Source organism: Microbacterium pumilum (assembly GCF_039530225.1).
Taxonomy (GTDB): Bacteria; Actinomycetota; Actinomycetes; order Actinomycetales; family Microbacteriaceae; genus Microbacterium; species Microbacterium pumilum.
On the sequence record NZ_BAAAOH010000001.1, the window covers coordinates 2399843 to 2417919 of the forward strand.

The window sequence follows — 18077 nt, forward strand, 5'->3', positions numbered from 1 at the left end:
CACGCCTTGTCGCAGCATCCCCATCGGTCCTCGAGACGGAGCGCGACAGCCTACAGGCGACGGAACGCGAGCATAAGGAGCACGCCATGCCATCACCCGAAAACCGCGAGAAGGCTCTCGAGTCGGCACTCGCCCAGATCGACCGGCAGTTCGGAAAGGGCTCGGTGATGCGGCTGGGCAGCGACGAGCGCGCGCCCGTCGAGGTGATCCCCACCGGATCGATCGCCCTGGACGTCGCACTCGGCATCGGCGGACTCCCTCGTGGGCGCATCGTGGAGATCTACGGTCCTGAGTCGTCCGGAAAGACGACACTCACGCTTCACGCGATCGCCAACGTGCAGAAGCAGGGCGGTATCGCCGCGTTCATCGACGCCGAGCACGCGCTCGACCCCGAATACGCCCGCAAGCTCGGCGTAGACATCGACGAACTGCTCGTGTCGCAGCCCGATACTGGCGAGCAGGCGCTCGAGATCGCCGACATGCTGATCCGCTCCGGCTCGATCGATCTCGTCGTGATCGACTCCGTCGCGGCGCTCGTTCCCAAGGCCGAGATCGAGGGCGAGATGGGCGACTCCCACGTGGGTCTGCAGGCTCGCCTCATGTCGCAGGCGCTGCGCAAGCTCACCGGTGGCCTCAACACCACCAACACCACGATGATCTTCATCAACCAGCTGCGCGAGAAGATCGGCGTGTTCTTCGGCAGCCCCGAGACCACCGCCGGTGGCAAGGCGCTGAAGTTCTACGCCTCGGTGCGCTTGGACATCCGTCGCATAGAGACGATGAAGGACGGCACCGATGCGATCGGCAACCGCACGCGCGTCAAGGTCGTCAAGAACAAGATGGCGCCGCCGTTCAAGCAGGCCGAGTTCGACATCCTGTACGGCACCGGCATCTCGCGCGAGGGCAGCCTCATCGACTTCGGTGTCGAGCACGAGATCGTCAAGAAGTCCGGCTCCTGGTACACCTACGACGGTGAGCAGCTCGGACAGGGCAAAGAGAACGCACGCTCGTTCCTGATCAAGAACGAGGATGTCGCCGCCGAGATCGAGACCAAGATCAAGGCGAAGCTCGGCATCGGCCAGCCCAAGGCCGTCGAGGCGTCGGGTGAGGACGAGCTGGCGGCTCGCCGCCCCGCCTGACGTTCCGTCAGGCTCGACGCAAGTGTTTCGAGAGGCTCAACACAAGTGACTGACTCCACCGAAGACGGACGCGGGCACGAGTCGCCCGCTGCCGTCATCCCGCTCTTCGGCGTACGCCCTGCGGAGCGACCGGCGCACACAGTGTCGTCGGTCGCCCCCGCGGTCCCTCGGTCGATGGAGCGCGGGTCAAGCCGACCCGAGGCGGCGCATGCCGACTGGCACCCGACGTGGCTCGAGGACGATCAGCCGGATGAGAGTCCCGACGACGAAGACGCGCAGATCGACGCCGACGCCGACGACCTGGCCGAGAAGCGTCTCCTGCGTAAGCTCCGCGCCCGGTCGCTGTCGGTCGCCGAGGCACGCAAGGTCCTGACCCAGAACGACGTTTCGGCGCACCGCGCAGAGGCGATCATCGACGAGTTCATACGGCACGGCTACCTCGACGACGCGGCGCTCGCGGAGCAGCTGGTGCATGTGGGCGTCGACCGCAAGGGTCAAGGCAGGCAGGTGATCGCCCAGACGCTCGCCGGTCGGGGCGTGCCCCGCGACATCGCCGATGCCGCGCTGTCGGCGGTTCCCGACGATGAGGCGGAACGCGCCCTCGAGTTCGCACGGTCCCGAGCCTCTCGCCTCGGCGATGTCGATGACACGACCGCCATGCGGCGGCTGCTCGGCCAGCTCATGCGACGCGGGTACGGCGGGTCGGCGGCGACCACCGCCGCACGCACGGCGCTCGCCGAGCGCGACAAGGGGTCGTCCGGCGTGCGGTTCCGCTGACGCCCGTCGGCAGGCTCGGGTGGCGAGCAAGCACGTCCGCACGTGCGAGACTGTGAGCCACGCGCTCGCCCGCGTGGCTCATCCTGGGTCGTGACTGGGGGGACGATGTCGATCGAGGTCGAACAGCTGACCAAGCGATTCCGCACGGTGACAGCCGTCGACGAACTGAGCTTCAGCGTTCCCGAAGGCATCGCGTTCGCGTTCCTCGGCGCCAACGGCGCAGGCAAGTCGACGACCATCAACTGCCTGACGACGGTGCTGCCGTTCGACTCGGGCTCGGTCCGAGTCGCCGGGCACGACGTCGTGCATGACGGGGAGCGGGTCCGCGAGCGGATCGGCGTGGTCTTCCAGGACTCGGTGCTGGATCCCATGCTCACCGTGCGCGAGAATCTGCGACTGCGCGCTACTCTCGCGCGGTTGCCCAGGGCTCGGGCCGATCGACGGATCAACGACCTCACCGACCTCATCTCGCTGGGGTCGTTCCTCGATCGACCGTACGGCAAGCTCTCCGGCGGGCAGCGCCGGCGCGTCGACATCGCGCGGGCGCTGATCCACGAGCCGAGCATCGTCTTCCTCGATGAGCCGACGGCGGGCCTCGATCCCGCGAGTCGCGCGATCGTGTGGAGCACGATCCATGAGCTCCGCGAACAGACGGGGCTCACCGTGTTCCTCACGACGCACTACATGGAGGAGACCGAAGAGGCCGATCGGGTGTGCATCATCGACCGGGGCAGGATCATCGCCGACGGCACCCCTGCCGAGCTTCGGGCCGAGCACAGCAACAGCATCTTGACGATCACTTCCGCAGACCCCGACGGGCTGATCGTGCTGGCACGCGAGCGCGGCGGCAACCCCGAGGCGGACGGCGAGCGAATCGTCGTCGCCGTCGACGATGCGATGGTCGCGCGGGCCATCCTCGACGCCCACGGTGATGCGGTGCGGGACTTCGAGTTCCGCCACGGCCGGATGGACGATGTGTTCCTTGCGCTCACCGGCGGAACGACCGACGCCGCAGACCTCCAGGAAGACGGCGAGGCGGCGTGAGAGTCGTCGGATCGATCGTCCGCCGCAACCTGCGGCTGTTCTTCCGTGACCGGATGAACGTCTTCTTCTCGCTCCTCGGCGCCATCATCCTGTTCGTCCTGTACACCCTGTTCCTCGCCCGCCTGCAGATCGACGGTCTCAGCGAGACGTTCCCTTCTGCGTCCGAGGACGAGATCCGCTCATTCGTCGACACGTGGATGTTCGCCGGCATCGTGATGCTGTCGACGATCACGACCGGGCTCGGTGCCCTGGCAACCCTCGTGGACGACGGTGAGACCGGCCGCTTCCGCGACTTCCTGGTATCGCCGGTGCGCCGCTGGCAGCTCGTCCTCGGCTACCTCGCCGCGGCCGTCATCGTCGCGGTCGTGATGTCGATGATCGTGCTGACGGTGAGCATCCTCTACCTGGGAATCGTCGACGCCACCTGGCTCGGGCCCGCCATCGTCCTGCGCATCGCCGGCATCACCGTGCTGTGCTGCGCGGGTTTCACCGCGCTATCGGCGCTCGTGGTCTCGTTCATCCGCACCAATGCGGCGTTCTCGGGCTTCGCGACCGTCATCGGCACGGTGCTCGGCTTCATCGCCGGCGCCTACATCCCGGTGGGGTCGCTTCCGATCGCGGTCGCCAGCACGATCAATGCGCTGCCATTCGCCCAGGGCGCCATGCTCCTCCGACGCGAATTCACCGACGAATCGCTGGCGTCGATGGTGGGACGGAACGCCGAGGCGGCGGCGACGATCCGGGAGTTCTACGGCATCGACGCATTCGTGGGCGATGCGCTCGTTCCTGCCGGCATCGCCTTCGGTGTGCTGCTCGCGATGGCCTTCGGCTTCACGCTGCTCTCGGCGGGGCGAATCCGCGCGCGCATCCGGTGAGGCGCGAAGCCGTCCCTCAGCCGACGTGCACCGGACGGCTCGTAGAATGGCACCCATCATGACCACTCCGTCTTCGGCGCCGACGATCATCGCGCCCTCTCCCGCCGCGCATGCTCCGGACGGTCGAGCCCGCACGTACGAGGTGCGCACGTTCGGCTGCCAGATGAACGTCCATGACTCCGAGCGCCTTTCCGGCTCGCTCGAGAGCGCCGGCTATGTGCCGGCCGAGCTCGGCCAAGACGCCGACGTCGTCGTCATCAACACGTGCGCCGTCCGCGACAACGCCGCCGGCAAGTTGTACGGCACCCTCGGCCACCTGAAGTCCCGCAAGGACAAGCACGAAGGCATGCAGATCGCGGTCGGGGGCTGCCTCGCGCAGATGGACAAGCAGACGGTGATCGACAAGGCGCCGTGGGTGGATGTCGTCTTCGGCACCCATAACATGGGGTCGCTGCCGAGCATGCTCGAGCGTGCGCGACACAACGGCGAGGCGGAGCTCGAGATCCTCGAGTCCCTCGAGATCTTCCCGTCGACGCTCCCGACGAAGCGCGACTCCGTCTACAGCGGCTGGGTGTCGATCTCGGTGGGATGCAACAACACGTGCACGTTCTGCATCGTGCCGAGTCTGCGCGGCAAGGAGAAGGACCGCCGTCCCGGCGACATCCTGAACGAGATCCGTCTCCTCGTCGACGACGGAGCCATCGAAGTCACGCTGCTTGGGCAGAACGTCAACTCCTATGGCGTCGAGTTCGGCGACCGGCAGGCTTTCGGCAAGCTCCTTCGCGCCGCGGGCGAGATCGAGGGGCTCGAGCGCATCCGCTTCACGAGCCCGCACCCGGCCGCATTCACCGACGACGTCATCGACGCGATGGCCGAGACGCCGTCCGTGATGCCGCAGTTGCACATGCCGCTGCAGTCCGGCAGCGATCGCGTCCTCAAGGCGATGCGCCGCTCATACCGCAGCGAGCGGTTCCTCGGCATCCTCGACCGCGTCCGCGAGCGGATGCCGCACGCCGCGATCACAACGGACATCATCGTGGGCTTCCCCGGCGAGACCGACGAGGACTTCGAAGACACCATGCGTGTCGTGGAGCAGGCGCGCTTCACGAGTGCCTTCACGTTCCAGTACTCGATCCGCGAGGGCACCCCGGCAGCCACCATGCCCGACCAGGTGCCGAAGGCGATCGTCCAGGAGCGGTACGAGCGCCTCATCGCCCTGCAGGAGCGCATCTCGTTCGAAGAGAACCGGAAGCAGGTCGGCCGCGAACTCCAGGTGCTCGTCTCGATGGGCGAGGGCAAGAAGGATGCCGCGACCCACCGGCTGACCGGACGCGCCGAAGACAACAGACTCGTCCACTTCGAGGTCCCGGCAGGGTCGGACCTGCCTCGACCCGGCGACGTCGTGTCGGTCGTCGTGACGCACGCTGCGCCGTTCCACCTCCTCGCGGATGCTCCCGACGGAGCGCCGCTGCACATCCGCCGCACCCGCGCAGGCGATGCGTGGGATCGCACGCAGGCAGAGTCCTGCGCCCTGCCCACCTCCACCGGCGGTGCGCCGACCGCGGTGTCGCTGGGCCTGCCCACGCTGCGCGTCGGGGTGTGAGCGCAGCCAGCTCGTTCGCACCGCGTCTCTGGGCGGTGGTGGGGGCAACCGGCACGGGGAAGTCGGCGCTGTCGCTCGACCTCGCGGAGGCCCTCGCCGCGCAGGGCAGGCCCGCCGAGATCGTCAATGCCGATGCGATGCAGCTGTATCGCGGCATGGACATCGGCACGGCCAAGCTGCCGATCGCCGAGCGGCGCGGCATCCCGCACCACCTGCTGGACGTGCTCGACGTCACCGACGAAGCGGCGGTCGCCTGGTATCAGGATGCGGCGCGCACCGCGATCGACGACATCCATGCTCGCGGCGCGGATGCGATCCTCGTCGGAGGATCCGGCCTGTACGTCTCGAGCGTGCTCTTCGATTTCCGCTTCCCGCCGCACGACGACGAGCTGCGGGCGGAGCTCGAGGCCCAACTCGAGCAGGACGGGCCCGGCGTCCTGTTCGCACGGTTGCGCGACGCGGATCCGGTCACCGCGGCGCGCATCGACCCGAAGAACGGCCGCCGGATCGTGCGGGCGCTCGAGATCCTCGCGCAGGGCGAGTCGACCCACGGCGCCGCGCTGCCAGACGCACCGACACTCTGGCGCGCAGACACGCGGGTCGTCGGTGTCGCCGTTCCGCGCGCCGAGTTGGTCGAGCGGCTCGACCTGCGCGTCGAGCGGATGTGGGCAGATGGCCTCCTCGACGAGGTCGCCGGTCTTCGCGCGCGGGGCCTCGAAGACGGCGTGACCGCGAGACGCGCGATCGGGTATGCGCAGGCGCTCGCTCAGCTGGCGGGCACGGCGTCCGAGACCGAGGCGATCGCGGAGACGCAGGCGCTCACGCGTCGCTACGCCCGACGGCAGGTGTCGTGGTTCAAGCGCTACGACGCGATCGAATGGCTCGAGCCGGGTGCGGCTGTGTCGCTGGAAAGCGCAGCCGGATGACGATCGACATCCGGCCGTTCGACCGTGCCGACACCGAGGCCGTTGTGGCCCTGTGGCATGGGGCGGGCCTCACCCGCCCCTGGAACGATCCGCATGAGGACATCGAGCGCAAGCTCGGTGTGCAGCCCGAGCTGTTCCTGGTCGCGATCGACGGCGGCGAGGTTGTGGGATCGGTGATGGCGGGCTACGACGGACACCGCGGCTGGCTGTACTACCTGGCCACCGATTCCGCTCGCCGCGGTGAGGGCATCGCGCGGTCGCTGGTGGGTGTCGCTGAGGAGCGGCTCATCGCGCTGGGCTGTCCCAAGGTTCAGCTGATGGTGCGACCTGACAACGAAAGCGCCCGCGGCTTCTACGAAGCTCTCGGCTACGAGCCGTTCGACACCTGGGCGACGGCCAAGCGGCTCATCGCCGACGACTGACATGACATCCTGATCCGGTGACGGAATCCGAGCCCCACACCAAGCTCCACCGCGACGGCAGCGTGTGGTCCCGCGGCTTCATGCGGGGCGATGACATGGATGGGTACTGGGAGTGGTTCCGCGTCGACGGCACGATCATGCGCAGCGGCACGTTCGATCGCGGGCGTCAGGTCGGCGTGTGGACCACGTACGACAGGTCGGGCGCGCCACACAAGGAGACCCGGTTCCCTGACTGACTAGTCCGCAGGACCGGGAATCGGCACTTCGCGTCCGGCGACTCGGTCGGCGAGGCCCACTTCGGCCAGCAGCACCTCGACGGTCTCCCTCGCACCCCGCAGTCGGTCGTCGCCGACCGCGTCGGCGATTCGCCGCTCCAATCGCGCACGGATGTCGCGAGCGGCGCGGACGGCGTCGCGCCCGTGGTGGCTGAGCGAGATCGAACGGCGTCGCGCATCGGCGGCGTCGGGGGATGCCTCGATGTAGCCGAGTGCGGACAGCTCGGCGATGGTCTTGGACATCGCTTGCTGCGTCACGCCGAGGTCGCGGGCGAGGGCGGTGATGCTCAGGGGTGCCACGAGCAGTCGCTGGAAGACATATCCGTGGCGCACTCGCAATCCCGCGTATCCCGCGGATTCGAGCGACCGCACGATGAATGCGTCAGATGCGCCCCCGGCAAGTGAGACGAGATCCACCAGAGTGAGAGCGTTGGACACACAACCATAGTTGTGTATTATCGCTCGCATGACAAGCACGGAGGATGTCGTACGTCGCTACTTCTCGCTCGTCGCCGACCTGGACTCCAGCGCGGATGAGCTGCGAGAGGTCGTCACACCCGATGCCGTCTTCACCGAGCTGCCGAACCCGATCTCGCCGAACGGTCACACGCGCACGATCGACGAGACGATCGCCGGCTTCCTGGCGGGCAAGGCCCGGTTGACGGCGCAGTCGATCGAGATCCACGAGGTGCTCGTCGTCGGCGATCGGGCTGCGGTCCGCTCGACCTGGCGCGGCACGATCGGCGACACCGAGATCGTCGCGCACATGGCCGGGTTCCTCACTGTTCGCGATGGGCGGATCGTCGCCCACGACACCTACGACTGCTACGAGCCGTTCGCGATCTGAGTGGCCGTGGCATCCGTAGAATCGAGGGATGCCGCAGACCATCGCCTTCACGAAAGGGCACGGCACCGGCAACGACTTCGTGATCCTCCCCGATCCCGATGGCGAGCTGGAGCTTTCCGACGATCAGGTCGCGGTCCTGTGCGACCGGCGCTTCGGGATCGGCGCGGACGGGGTTCTGCGGGTCGTGCGCGCGACGGCGATCCCCGAAGGGATGACCGCTGACGGGGCCGAGTGGTTCATGGACTATCGCAATGCCGACGGTTCGAAGGCCGAGATGTGCGGCAATGGCATCCGCGTGTTCGCGCGCTATCTCGCTGACGCGGGGTGGGCGTCGCTGGATGATGCGCCCCTCGCGATCGGCACACGTGCCGGCGTGAAGATCGTGACGCGAAGCGATCTCGGCTTCGAGGTCGACCTCGGGCCATGGCTCGTCGATGACGCCGATGTGCTTGTGCGGGCACGCGGCGTCGGCGCACCGCGCCCTGGCCTCGGCATCGATGTCGGCAACCCGCATGTGGTCGTCGCCCTGCCCGACACCGATGAGCTGGACGGTCTCGACCTGGCAGCGGAGCCGCAGCTCCATCCGGTACCACCGCACGGCGCGAACGTCGAGTTCGTCGTCCCGAGCGACCCTCTCGTGCGCAACGGCGTCGGATCCATCCGCATGCGCGTCTTCGAGCGCGGCGTCGGAGAGACGATGAGCTGCGGGACCGGCGTGGCGGCCGCGGCGCTGGCGGTGCGGCACTGGGCGGGCCCCGCTGCCCCGGACCACTGGACCGTGGACGTGCCGGGCGGCACCTTGGAGGTGCGAACCATCGAGGTCGGCGCCGAGCACCACGTGCTGCTCTCGGGACCGGCGACGCTCGTCTACTCGGGCGAGGTCACGCTCACGTAGGCAGCCGCGCCGGCGTCAGGGCAGCGTGATCGGCTCGCTGAGCGGTGAGCCGTGGCGCCGCACTTTGATGACGCGGAACCCACGGCCGGTCGCCACGCGGTGCACGCTGTAGCCCCGCTCGAAAGTGGCGGCCAGCCAGCGCTGGAGGGAGTCCGAGCCGAGGTTGCGCTGCACGACGAGCCACGCATCCGACCGCTCTTCCAGACGCGGGATCCAGCGTTCGAGCAGCCCGTGCAGCTCGTTCTTGCCGACGCGGATCGGCGGATTCGAGCGGATCGTGCGGAACGCGATGTCGCCGGGAACATCCTCCGGCAGGAGAGCGTTGACGTTGTCGAGTCCCAGAGCGAGAGCGTTTCGCCGGACGAGATCGAGCGCCCGCTCGTTCACGTCCACCGCCCAGACGGCCGCGTGTGGCGACTGGATGGCCAGGGTGAGCGCGATCGGACCCCAGCCGCTTCCGAGATCGAGAAGGTTTCCACCCGGCGGTGGCGGGGGAGTGTTGGCGAGGAGGACCCCGGTGCCCGAGTCGACGTGATCGGGGCTGAATACCCCTCCGGCGGTGGAGACCTCGAGGTCGCGGTCGGCGAGTGTCACGCGAATGCGTCGGAGATTCTCGGCACTGGCGGGGGACGCGCTGAAGTAGTGGTCGCTCCCCATGGCTGTCGAGCGTACCGGAGGACCTCCCCACCGCGGGAGACTAGAATCACCACGCTCACCCGAACGATGCGGGTCAGCATCTTGGAAGGAACACATGACGGACACCACAACCCCTCAGAGCACGGACGAGACCCCGGTCGACCCGGTGGATCGTGTGCTGGCGCGCGCCGACGCGCGCTCGGGGGTTCGCGTCAGCACATTCACCGAGCAGAGCGCGGCGCATCCCTTCGGGGCCGCGCAGGCCCTGCAGGATGAGGCGACGATCACCAGAACCGACACCGACGGCGACCAGTGGGATCGTGAAGAGCGTGCTGCACTCCGCCGCGTTCCGGGCCTGTCGACCGAACTGCAGGACGTCACCGAGGTCGAGTACCGGCAGCTGCGACTCGAGAACGTCGTACTGGTCGGCGTGCATCCCCAGGGTGCACAGGAGGATGCCGAGAACTCGCTGCGCGAGCTCGCCGCGCTCTCCGAGACCGCCGGAGCGGTGGTCCTCGACGCGATCCTCCAGCGCCGGCCGCATCCCGACCCAGCGACCTACATCGGCCGCGGCAAGGCGCAGGAGCTCCGAGACATCGTCGCCGCGGTCGGCGCCGACACCGTGATCGCCGACACCGAGCTGGCTCCGAGCCAGCGGCGCGCGCTCGAGGATGTCGTGAAGGTCAAGGTCATCGACCGCACCACCGTCATCCTCGACATCTTCAGCCAGCACGCCAAGAGCCGCGAGGGCAAGGCCCAGGTCGAGCTCGCCCAGCTCGAGTACCTCCTCCCACGGCTGCGCGGGTGGGGCGACTCGATGAGCCGCCAGGCCGGTGGCCAGGTGGGCGCAGGCGGTGCGGGAATGGGCTCGCGCGGACCCGGTGAGACGAAGATCGAGCTGGATCGCCGCCGCATCCGAACGCGCATGGCTCAGCTGCGCCGCCAGATCCGGGACTTCGCTCCTGCGCGCGACGCCAAGCGCGCCGAGCGCAGGCGCAACACGATCCCCTCGGTGGCCATCGCCGGTTACACGAACGCCGGCAAGTCGAGCCTGCTCAACCGGTTGACGAGCGCAGGCGTGCTCGTCGAGAACGCGCTGTTCGCCACGCTGGATGCCACGGTTCGGCGCTCCGGCACGAGTGACGGGCGGGTTTACACCCTCACCGACACCGTCGGTTTCGTCCGGAACCTGCCGCACCAGCTCGTCGAGGCCTTCCGGTCGACGCTCGAAGAGGTCGGCGGCTCGGACGTCATCATCCACGTCGTGGATGCGGCGCACCCCGATCCCGCAGCCCAGCTCGCAACCGTCCGAGACGTGATCGGCGATGTCGGCGCTCGCGGCATCCCCGAGATCGTCGTGTTCAACAAGGCGGACCTCGTCGACGAGGGCACGCGCATGGTGCTGCGCGGGCTTGAGCCGAATGCCGTGTTCGCGTCCTCCCGCACCGGCGAGGGGATCGACGAGCTGCGTGCCGCGATCGAGGCCGCCCTGCCGCTGCCGGCCGTCGAAGTGCGAGCCCTCGTGCCCTACGACCGGGGCGATCTCGTCTCGGCCATCCACGAGCAGGGGATCCTGCTCGAGCAGCAGCACGAGGCCTCAGGAACCGCCATCCACGCACGTGTCGGCGAGCACCTCGCCGCGCGACTGGCGCCGTTCGCGGTCTAATCCAACGGAACCGCCGGGACACCGGGCGTCTCGAATCCGAAGATCTCGCCCAGGAAGGCGAGTTCCGCCTCGAGCGTCCGGACCACCGTCTCGGCGCGCCGGAACCCGTGCCCCTCGCCCTCGAACGCGAGGTAGGCGTGGGGGACGCCATTGGCCGCGAGGGCGTCTCGCACCGCCTCGGACTGAGACGGCGGCACCACCTCGTCGTCGAGTCCCTGCTCGATCAGCAGCGGAGTGGTGAAGCTTGCGAGGTGCGACAGCGGTGACCGTTCGATATACGTGTCTTCGGCGTCGGGGAGCGGACCCACCATGCTGTCGAGGTAGCGCGCCTCGAAGTCGTGGGTCTCTTCGGCGAGGCGCCGGAGGTCGGCCACGCCGTACCGGCTGATCCCGGCCGCGAAGGCGTCGGATGCGACGAGTGCGCACAGCACGGTCCAGCCGCCGGCCGAACCGCCGGCGATCGCAAGCCGGTGCCGGTCGGCGGCTCCCGAGGCGGTGAGCCCTGCTGCGGCGGCGACGACGTCATCGACGTCGACGACGCCCCACTGTCCGAGCAGGCGCTCGCGGTACGCGCGTCCGTAGCCGGTCGAGCCACCGTAGTTGACGTCGAGCACGCCGATGCCGCGGCTCGTGAAGTAGGCGATCTTGCCCGTCGCCGCGCCGCCGACATGGCTCGTCGGTCCGCCGTGAACGAACACGACGTACGGCGGCAGCTCGCCCTCGGGTGCGTGGGCTTCAGGGTTGGTGGGCGCGTAGTCGAAGGCGTGGACCGGGCCGTGGGGCCCCTCGAAGGTGACCGCACGGGGCTGCGGCATCCATTCCGGCCCCCAGGGGAATCCACCGCCCGTGATCCGCTCTGCGGATTCCGGAGCATCGACATCGACGAGCCACAGTGATGCGGACCCCCGCGCACCGGATGCGGTCAGCAGGACCTGGCTGCCGCGAACGTCTTCGATCACCACGTTGGAGGTGGCGTCGATCGCCAGCGGCGTCGAAGAGCCCTCCGCGTCGATCACCACAAGCTGGTCGTCGCCGTTCGTCCGCACTGCGACGATGCGGCCGTCATCCAGCACCGCGAACCACCGCAGCCCCAGGCCCCACAGCGCACCGCCGGTGTCGGCATCGGCCGGTGCGAGCGGACCGTGGTGCAGGTCGGCGGTCAGGCGGAGCCGCCACAGGTTCCACCGCCCACTCGGGTCGTCGCTGTAGACGAGGTCGTCCTCGCCCGTCCACACCGGCTGGAGAGGTGCCGTGCCGTCGCCACCGGCGATCGTGGCCCACTCCGCGACGAGTCCCTCCTCGATGCGCCCGACGCGCAGCTCCGTGGTGTCCCACGGCATGTGAGGGTGATCCCACGCGATCCATGCGAGATGCGAGCCGTCGGATGAGAGCACGGGCTGCGCCAGGAAGTCGCTGTCTTCGGTGAGCGAGAGGATGGCCGAGGGGTTCCAGGACGCAGTGCGGTCGAGCGGCACCTCCACGATGTCGCGGTGCGGAGCGACCCCGTCACGATGCGTCTCGCGGATGGCCAGAAGTCGCCCGGTCTGCCACGTGAGTCCACCGAATCGCATGCCGTGATCAGCTGGAGTGAGCGCTCGCGGACCCTCGGGTGTGAGCATCCAGACGCGTTGGTCCTCCTTCTCGACGAACACGAGCACACCCTCATCCGTGGTGGTCCACGCCCCGCCCCCGTATTCGTGCACCCGCGAGCGGGCATTCCACGGCGACGGGAGCACATCCTCGACCTCGCCGGATGCCGCGCGCCGCCGCACCGCGATGCGCCCGCCCTCGTCCGGAACGGACTCGCCCCACCAGATGTCGCTCCCCACGAATCGCGCCCCTTCGAGGCGCGGCGACGCTGCGGATACTGCCGCGGCGGTGAGTGGAGATGGCCAAGACCCGTAAGGGATCGTCGTCTTCACGCCTCCACCGTACGCCGAAACGGCTATCTTCCGTCGGTCGAAATACAAGGTCACACGGGGGATCGCGACGCGTTCTTTCGCTACCGTGAAGCATCCGCCCGGGTCCTCGAGCTCGCTTGACGATCCCGGGCAAGGAGCGACAGCCGAGCCCGGCACCCGCCCGTGATGACAACGCCCCAACGGCCTCCCCGTTGGGTGCGCGATCCGCGGCCGACCGGCCGCCCTTCGTTCCGATCCGAGAAGCGCGAGATGACCATCGACTTGAGCACGCCTCCGGTGCCGTTCTCGTTCGAGGTCTATCCGCCGAAGTCCGAAGCTTCGACGGTGGCCCTCCACGAGACGATCCGCGAGCTCGCGGCGGCCGGACCTCGCTTCATCTCCGTCACGTACGGCGCCGGTGGCTCGACGGGTGGGCGCTCCCTCGACCTGCTGCGCTTCATCCGGAGCGAGACGGCCGTGTCGCCGCTCGCCCACCTCACCTGCGTGGGCAACACGTACGGCGCGGCGAAGGCGCTCATCCGGGAGTTCCTGGATGCCGGAATCACGAGCTTCCTCGCGCTTCGCGGCGACCCGCCGGCCGGCAGCGAGGACGACGAGTCGTTCCTGGGCGACCTGCGCAGCTCGGCCGAGCTCGTGCAGCTCATCGACCGCGTGCAGGCCGAGTGTGCGCCGTACACCGAAGCGGTCATCCCCGGTGTCCCGGGCGCAGCGCGGGTCGAACGCCGGGCCAAGGTCGACATCGCCGTCGCGGCATTCCCCAACGGACATCCGCGGTCGCGACATCCGCGTGAGCACATCGATGCGCTCCTCGCCAAGCAAGCAGCCGGTGCGACGCTCGCGATCACGCAGGTCTTCTTCCACTCCGACGACTACCTCTCGTTCGTCGGCCGCTCGCGTGAGGCCGGTGTCAGGATTCCGATCCTGCCGGGCATCATGCCCATCACATCGCGCTCCCGCCTCTGCCGCGTGCTCGAGTTGAGTGGTGAGGAGCTGCCCGCCGAGCTCGCGATCGCGCTCGAGGTCGAGCCGACGCCCGAGGGGCAGCACGACGTCGGCGTCGCGTACGCCGCAGACCTCGCCCGCGAGGTCGTCGCCGGCGGCGCCCCCGGCGTGCACCTCTACGCGTTCAACGACCACCGAACGGTGCTCGCGGTGCTCCGCGACGCCGATGTCCTCAGCCACACCATCCAGAAGGAGGCCGTACGATGACCGAACCCCGCCCCGCATTCCCTCACGCCACGATCCTCGGCTACCCCCGCATAGGGCGTCGCCGCGAACTCAAGCGAGCTGTCGAGGCGCATTGGACCGGCGCCACCGACGAGCCGACGCTCGAGCGCGTGGCGGCTGAGCTGCGCCGCACGACCCGCGAGCGCCTCGCCGCGCTGGGTCTCGGGCGCACGGACTCGTCGATCCCCGAGTCGTTCTCGTACTACGACCAGGTGCTCGATGCCGCGGTCACGGTAGGCGTGCTGCCGGAGCGATTCTCCGGCCTCCGCGCCGCGGACGGCACGATCGGGCTCGCCGCGTACTTCACTGCGGCCCGCGGTGAGGGCGACAGCCTGCCGCTCGAGATGACGAAGTGGTTCGACACCAACTACCACTACCTCGTTCCCGAGATCGGCCCCGAGACGGTGTTCTCGCTGTCGAGTGACCGGCTCGTGCGCCAGGTCGCCGAGGCGAGGGCGGACGGCTTCACCGTTCGCCCCGTCGTCGTGGGTCCAGTGACGCTGCTCGCCCTCGCGAAGGCGACGGATGCCGCGCCCGCCGGATTCGATCCGCTGAGCCGTCTGGACGACGTGCTGCCGGTGTACGTCGAGCTTCTCGCGGCACTGCGCGATGCCGGCGCCGAGTGGGTGCAGCTCGACGAGCCCGCGCTCGTGAGCGAGAGCCTCGCGGTCGACGGGGCGGCGCTTGCCCGTGCCGCGGAGCGGGCTTATGCGGTGCTGGGCGAGGCCGCCCATCGACCCGCGGTGCTCGTCGCCGCCGGCTACGCGCAGCTCGACGGACGTGCGTGGGAAGTGCTGGCCGCGGCGCCGATCGACGCGATCGCCATCGACCTGACACGCGGCAGTGCGCCGGCGCGCGCCGCGGGGCTCGACGGCAAAACCATCGTCGGGGGAGTCGTGGACGGCCGCAACATCTGGCGCGGCGACCTCGCGGGGGCGTGGCACAAGCTCGAGGCGCTCGAGTCGCTCGGTGCGGGTGCGGTCGCGGCAGGCACCTCGACGTCGCTGCAGCATGTTCCGCACGACGTCGCCGACGAGCCCGACCTCGACTCGCGCCTGCGCTCCTGGCTGGCGTTCGCCGATCAGAAGGTGGGCCAGGTGACCACCCTGGGCCTCGGCCTGCGCAGCGGCCGCGCGACCATCGATGACGAGCTCGCAGCAGCGACGGCGGCCCTCGCGGATCGCGCCGCCGCACCGGGCGTCTTCGACGGCGCCGTGCGCGCCCGCGCGGAGCGGCTGTCGGCTTCGGATCGCACCAGGTCCTCGTACGACGAGCGTGCGGCGGCGCAGGAGGATTCACTCGACCTGCCGTTCCTCCCGACCACCACGATCGGATCGTTCCCGCAGACCGACGAGATCCGGCGGACCCGCGCGCGCCATGACCGAGGGGAGCTGTCGACCCTCGAGTACGAAGACCTCATCCGGTTCGAGATCACGGCCGTCATCGGACTGCAGGAGGAGCTGGGTCTCGACGTTCTGGTGCACGGCGAGCCGGAGCGCAACGACATGGTGCAGTACTTCGCCGAGAATCTCGACGGATTCGCCGTGACCCGGAACGGGTGGGTTCAGTCGTACGGATCCCGTGCGACGCGGCCGTCCATTCTGTGGGGCGATGTGTCACGGCCGTCTCCGATCACGGTCGACTGGAGCCGCTTCGCGCAGGCGCTGACCGAGAAGCCGGTGAAGGGCATGCTGACCGGCCCGGTCACGATCCTCGCGTGGTCGTTCGTGCGCGACGACCAGCCGCTCGGAACGACGGCCGACCAGGTGGCGCTCGCGCTGCGTGACGAGGTCGCCGACCTCGAGACCGCCGGCATCCGGATCATCCAGGTCGACGAGCCGGCGCTTCGCGAGCTTCTTCCGCTCAAGCGGGGCGATCAAGCGGCGTATCTCGACTGGTCGGTGGGATCCTTCCGGCTCGCCACCGCGGGAGCCGCCACGGCCACACAGGTGCACACGCACCTCTGCTACTCGGAGTTCGGCGAGGTGATCGACGCCATCCGCGGCCTCGACGCCGACGTCACCTCCATCGAGGCTGCGCGCAGCCGCATGGAGATCGTCGCCGACATCGCGGAGTCCGGCTTCGACCACGGCATCGGTCCGGGCGTCTACGACATCCACTCGCCTCGCGTGCCGTCGGTCAGCGAGATCACGTCGCTCATCGAGCGCGCCATCGCCGAGATCCCCGAGCGGCGCGTGTGGATCAACCCCGACTGCGGCCTGAAGACACGCGGCTACCGCGAGACCGTGACCTCGCTCGCGAACATCATCGAGGCGACCCGACTGGTCCGCGAGCGCACCAGGATCAGCGTGTAGGCGAGTCTCCGTTCGGGCGAGCGGCCGCGTCCACAGCGGGCGCGGCCGCTGTCGTCGGCGCATCGGCTGCCGAGAACACGAGTGTGGGGCTGTCGTCGGCGTCGGGTGCTTCGTCCGTGACCACGACATCCTCCGCGACGACGACCTCGACATCGTCGATGTCGACCGTCGCGGTGACCTCCTCGGGACGACGCTGCAGAAGTTCGAGGATCCATGCCACGCCGAACGAGACCACCACGACGAGCAGGATGTCGCCGATCGACAGCGGGCGCAGCGCGAACAACCAGAGCACCGCCAGGATCGCGATGATCGTTCGCACCAGAATGCGCTGCCGTCCGAGCCACACGCCGAACGAGCCGGTGTTGAGTCCGCGCCCTGCCAGCTGACGGCGCGCGGATGAGTTCATGCTGCGGATCGCGCGGCGGAATCCCTGGGCAGGACGCGACCTGCCCATCGCCCAGCCCAGGACCGCGATGAAGATTCCCAGGAACACGAGGACGACGGCCGTCTGCGTGATGTTGCCGACCAGCTGTTCGTAGATGACATTGAGGGCGTCCGGTGAGAGGCCGAGCGAGCCCGCGGCTATGCCGACGAACGTCGCGCCGACCCCGAGCGAGGTGGCGAGGGCCCCTGCGCCGATCACGAATCCGATGCCCGTGCCCATGACGGCCACGCTGCGACGGCGGGCGATCAGGATGCCGAGCGCGAACAGCCCGAGGGTGATGAACGGCAGCCAGTAGCCGAGCGTCGTCGCGAGCGCATAGCCCGTGCGGATCGCGGCCAGGTTCTGGCCGTCACCCAGGATCACGACCTTGTCGATGGTCGGGATCAGCTGGGCTGCGCCGAGGCCGCGATCGATGAGATTCTGCTTGACCCGCTCGACGACAGCGCCCAGCTGGATGCCGACGCCATCGTCCGTCCGGACGACCAGTCCACCGCCGTCCGAGGTGGCCGCGCCCACCAGAGCTCGATGGGCGGCACGGGTCGCAGTGGCCCAGACCTCCGAGAAGGCGTCGGACTCGACCACGCGCGTCACGGTGGTGGTCACGAGGCTCTGCAGCCCGTTCGCAGCGGGCGCCTCGAGGAGCGTGAGCGCGTCTGCCGCGCGTGGCGGCAGGCCGAGGGAGGCGATCCCGTCGAACACGTTCGAGGTGATCTCGGCGAAGTCGACCTGGGCGTTGATGGCCTCCATCGACTCGTCGATGATCATGTCCTGCACCGCGGGGTCGTCCACCAGCGGGGCGAGGGTCGCGACGAACGCATCCTCATCGACCAGCTGCACGCGAGCCCAGGCGCCGATGATCGACACCGGAACGAGGATCGTCGCGACGATGATGAGGACCGCGGACAGGAGCGCGCGCCACCAGCCGCTGCGACTGCTCGAGGCCGGTGCGACCTCATCCTCGTTCACCTCGGCGCGTAGCCGCAACGCGTCATTCTCCGCGCGGAGCGCGTCGAGTTCGGCCTGCAGGTCGACGGTGTCTGGCTCACTCATGACGCCTCCTCAT

Annotated in this window: 17 protein-coding genes; 13 read left to right on the forward strand and 4 right to left on the reverse strand. The window is 69.0% G+C overall.

Features of this window, described 5'->3' with window-relative positions:
• Nucleotides 1-86 precede the first annotated feature (86 nt).
• The 8 genes from recA (at nt 87) to ABD188_RS10560 (ending at nt 7022) form a co-directional block, all read left to right on the forward strand.
• Nucleotides 87-1139: a recombinase RecA gene (gene recA, locus ABD188_RS10525; protein ID WP_344061608.1), complete on the forward strand. Its 1053-nt coding sequence runs from the start codon at nt 87-89 to the stop codon at nt 1137-1139.
• A gap of 45 nt (nt 1140-1184) precedes the next feature.
• The gene (locus ABD188_RS10530; protein WP_344061611.1) at nt 1185-1916 is read left to right on the forward strand and encodes a regulatory protein RecX; all 732 of its coding nucleotides are present in this window, start codon (nt 1185-1187) and stop codon (nt 1914-1916) included.
• Nucleotides 1917-2021: 105 nt separating this feature from the next.
• The gene (locus tag ABD188_RS10535) at nt 2022-2960 is read left to right on the forward strand and encodes an ABC transporter ATP-binding protein (protein WP_344061614.1); all 939 of its coding nucleotides are present in this window, start codon (nt 2022-2024) and stop codon (nt 2958-2960) included.
• Nucleotides 2957-3835 carry an ABC transporter permease gene (locus ABD188_RS10540; protein WP_344061617.1) on the forward strand — a complete coding sequence of 293 codons (879 nt, stop codon included), beginning with the start codon at nt 2957-2959 and terminating at the stop codon, nt 3833-3835. Before ABD188_RS10535 ends, ABD188_RS10540 begins: the two co-directional genes overlap by 4 nt.
• A 58-nt stretch (nt 3836-3893) precedes the next feature.
• Nucleotides 3894-5438: a tRNA (N6-isopentenyl adenosine(37)-C2)-methylthiotransferase MiaB gene (gene miaB, locus ABD188_RS10545; protein ID WP_344061620.1), complete on the forward strand. Its 1545-nt coding sequence runs from the start codon at nt 3894-3896 to the stop codon at nt 5436-5438.
• The gene (miaA, locus tag ABD188_RS10550; RefSeq protein WP_344061623.1) at nt 5435-6364 is read left to right on the forward strand and encodes a tRNA (adenosine(37)-N6)-dimethylallyltransferase MiaA; all 930 of its coding nucleotides are present in this window, start codon (nt 5435-5437) and stop codon (nt 6362-6364) included. Before miaB ends, miaA begins: the two co-directional genes overlap by 4 nt.
• A complete protein-coding gene (locus ABD188_RS10555; RefSeq protein WP_344061625.1) occupies nt 6361-6786 on the forward strand; it encodes a GNAT family acetyltransferase in 426 nt (141 codons plus the stop codon). The genes miaA and ABD188_RS10555 overlap by 4 nt, the downstream gene beginning before the upstream one ends.
• Nucleotides 6787-6803: 17 nt before the next feature.
• The gene (locus tag ABD188_RS10560) at nt 6804-7022 is read left to right on the forward strand and encodes a toxin-antitoxin system YwqK family antitoxin (protein ID WP_344061627.1); all 219 of its coding nucleotides are present in this window, start codon (nt 6804-6806) and stop codon (nt 7020-7022) included.
• On the opposite strand, the gene ABD188_RS10565 is transcribed toward ABD188_RS10560, so the two are convergent.
• Nucleotides 7023-7499, reverse strand: coding sequence for a MarR family winged helix-turn-helix transcriptional regulator (locus tag ABD188_RS10565; protein WP_344061630.1), 477 nt, complete (start codon nt 7497-7499; stop codon nt 7023-7025).
• A 28-nt stretch (nt 7500-7527) separates the two neighbouring features.
• Between ABD188_RS10565 and ABD188_RS10570 the strand changes: the two genes are divergently transcribed.
• A complete protein-coding gene (locus tag ABD188_RS10570; protein ID WP_344061633.1) occupies nt 7528-7908 on the forward strand; it encodes a nuclear transport factor 2 family protein in 381 nt (126 codons plus the stop codon).
• A gap of 28 nt (nt 7909-7936) precedes the next feature.
• Entirely contained in the window at nt 7937-8803 is an 867-nt protein-coding gene (dapF, locus tag ABD188_RS10575; RefSeq protein ID WP_344061636.1) for a diaminopimelate epimerase, read from the forward strand.
• Nucleotides 8804-8818: 15 nt separating this feature from the next.
• Here dapF and ABD188_RS10580 read toward each other — a convergent pair whose 3' ends face one another.
• Entirely contained in the window at nt 8819-9460 is a 642-nt protein-coding gene (locus tag ABD188_RS10580; protein ID WP_344061639.1) for a class I SAM-dependent methyltransferase, read from the reverse strand.
• Nucleotides 9461-9554: 94 nt separating this feature from the next.
• On the opposite strand from ABD188_RS10580, the gene hflX reads away from it, so the two are divergent.
• Nucleotides 9555-11105, forward strand: coding sequence for a GTPase HflX (gene hflX / locus ABD188_RS10585; protein WP_344061642.1), 1551 nt, complete (start codon nt 9555-9557; stop codon nt 11103-11105).
• Here the strand turns inward: hflX and ABD188_RS10590 are convergent.
• Complete coding sequence (locus tag ABD188_RS10590) at nt 11102-13027, reverse strand: alpha/beta hydrolase family protein (RefSeq protein WP_344061645.1); 1926 nt, start codon at nt 13025-13027, stop codon at nt 11102-11104. The genes hflX and ABD188_RS10590 overlap by 4 nt on opposite strands.
• 249 nt (nt 13028-13276) lie before the next feature.
• Here ABD188_RS10590 and ABD188_RS10595 point away from each other — a divergent pair, with 249 nt between their 5' ends.
• Both ABD188_RS10595 and metE read left to right on the forward strand, forming a co-directional pair.
• Entirely contained in the window at nt 13277-14236 is a 960-nt protein-coding gene (locus ABD188_RS10595; protein WP_344061647.1) for a methylenetetrahydrofolate reductase, read from the forward strand.
• Complete coding sequence (gene metE, locus ABD188_RS10600; RefSeq protein ID WP_344061650.1) at nt 14233-16569, forward strand: 5-methyltetrahydropteroyltriglutamate--homocysteine S-methyltransferase; 2337 nt, start codon at nt 14233-14235, stop codon at nt 16567-16569. Before ABD188_RS10595 ends, metE begins: the two co-directional genes overlap by 4 nt.
• Here metE and ABD188_RS10605 read toward each other — a convergent pair.
• The gene (locus tag ABD188_RS10605; protein WP_344061653.1) at nt 16559-18064 is read right to left on the reverse strand and encodes a hypothetical protein; all 1506 of its coding nucleotides are present in this window, start codon (nt 18062-18064) and stop codon (nt 16559-16561) included. The two genes, metE and ABD188_RS10605, sit on opposite strands and share 11 nt — an antisense overlap.
• Nucleotides 18065-18077: the final 13 nt, after the last annotated feature.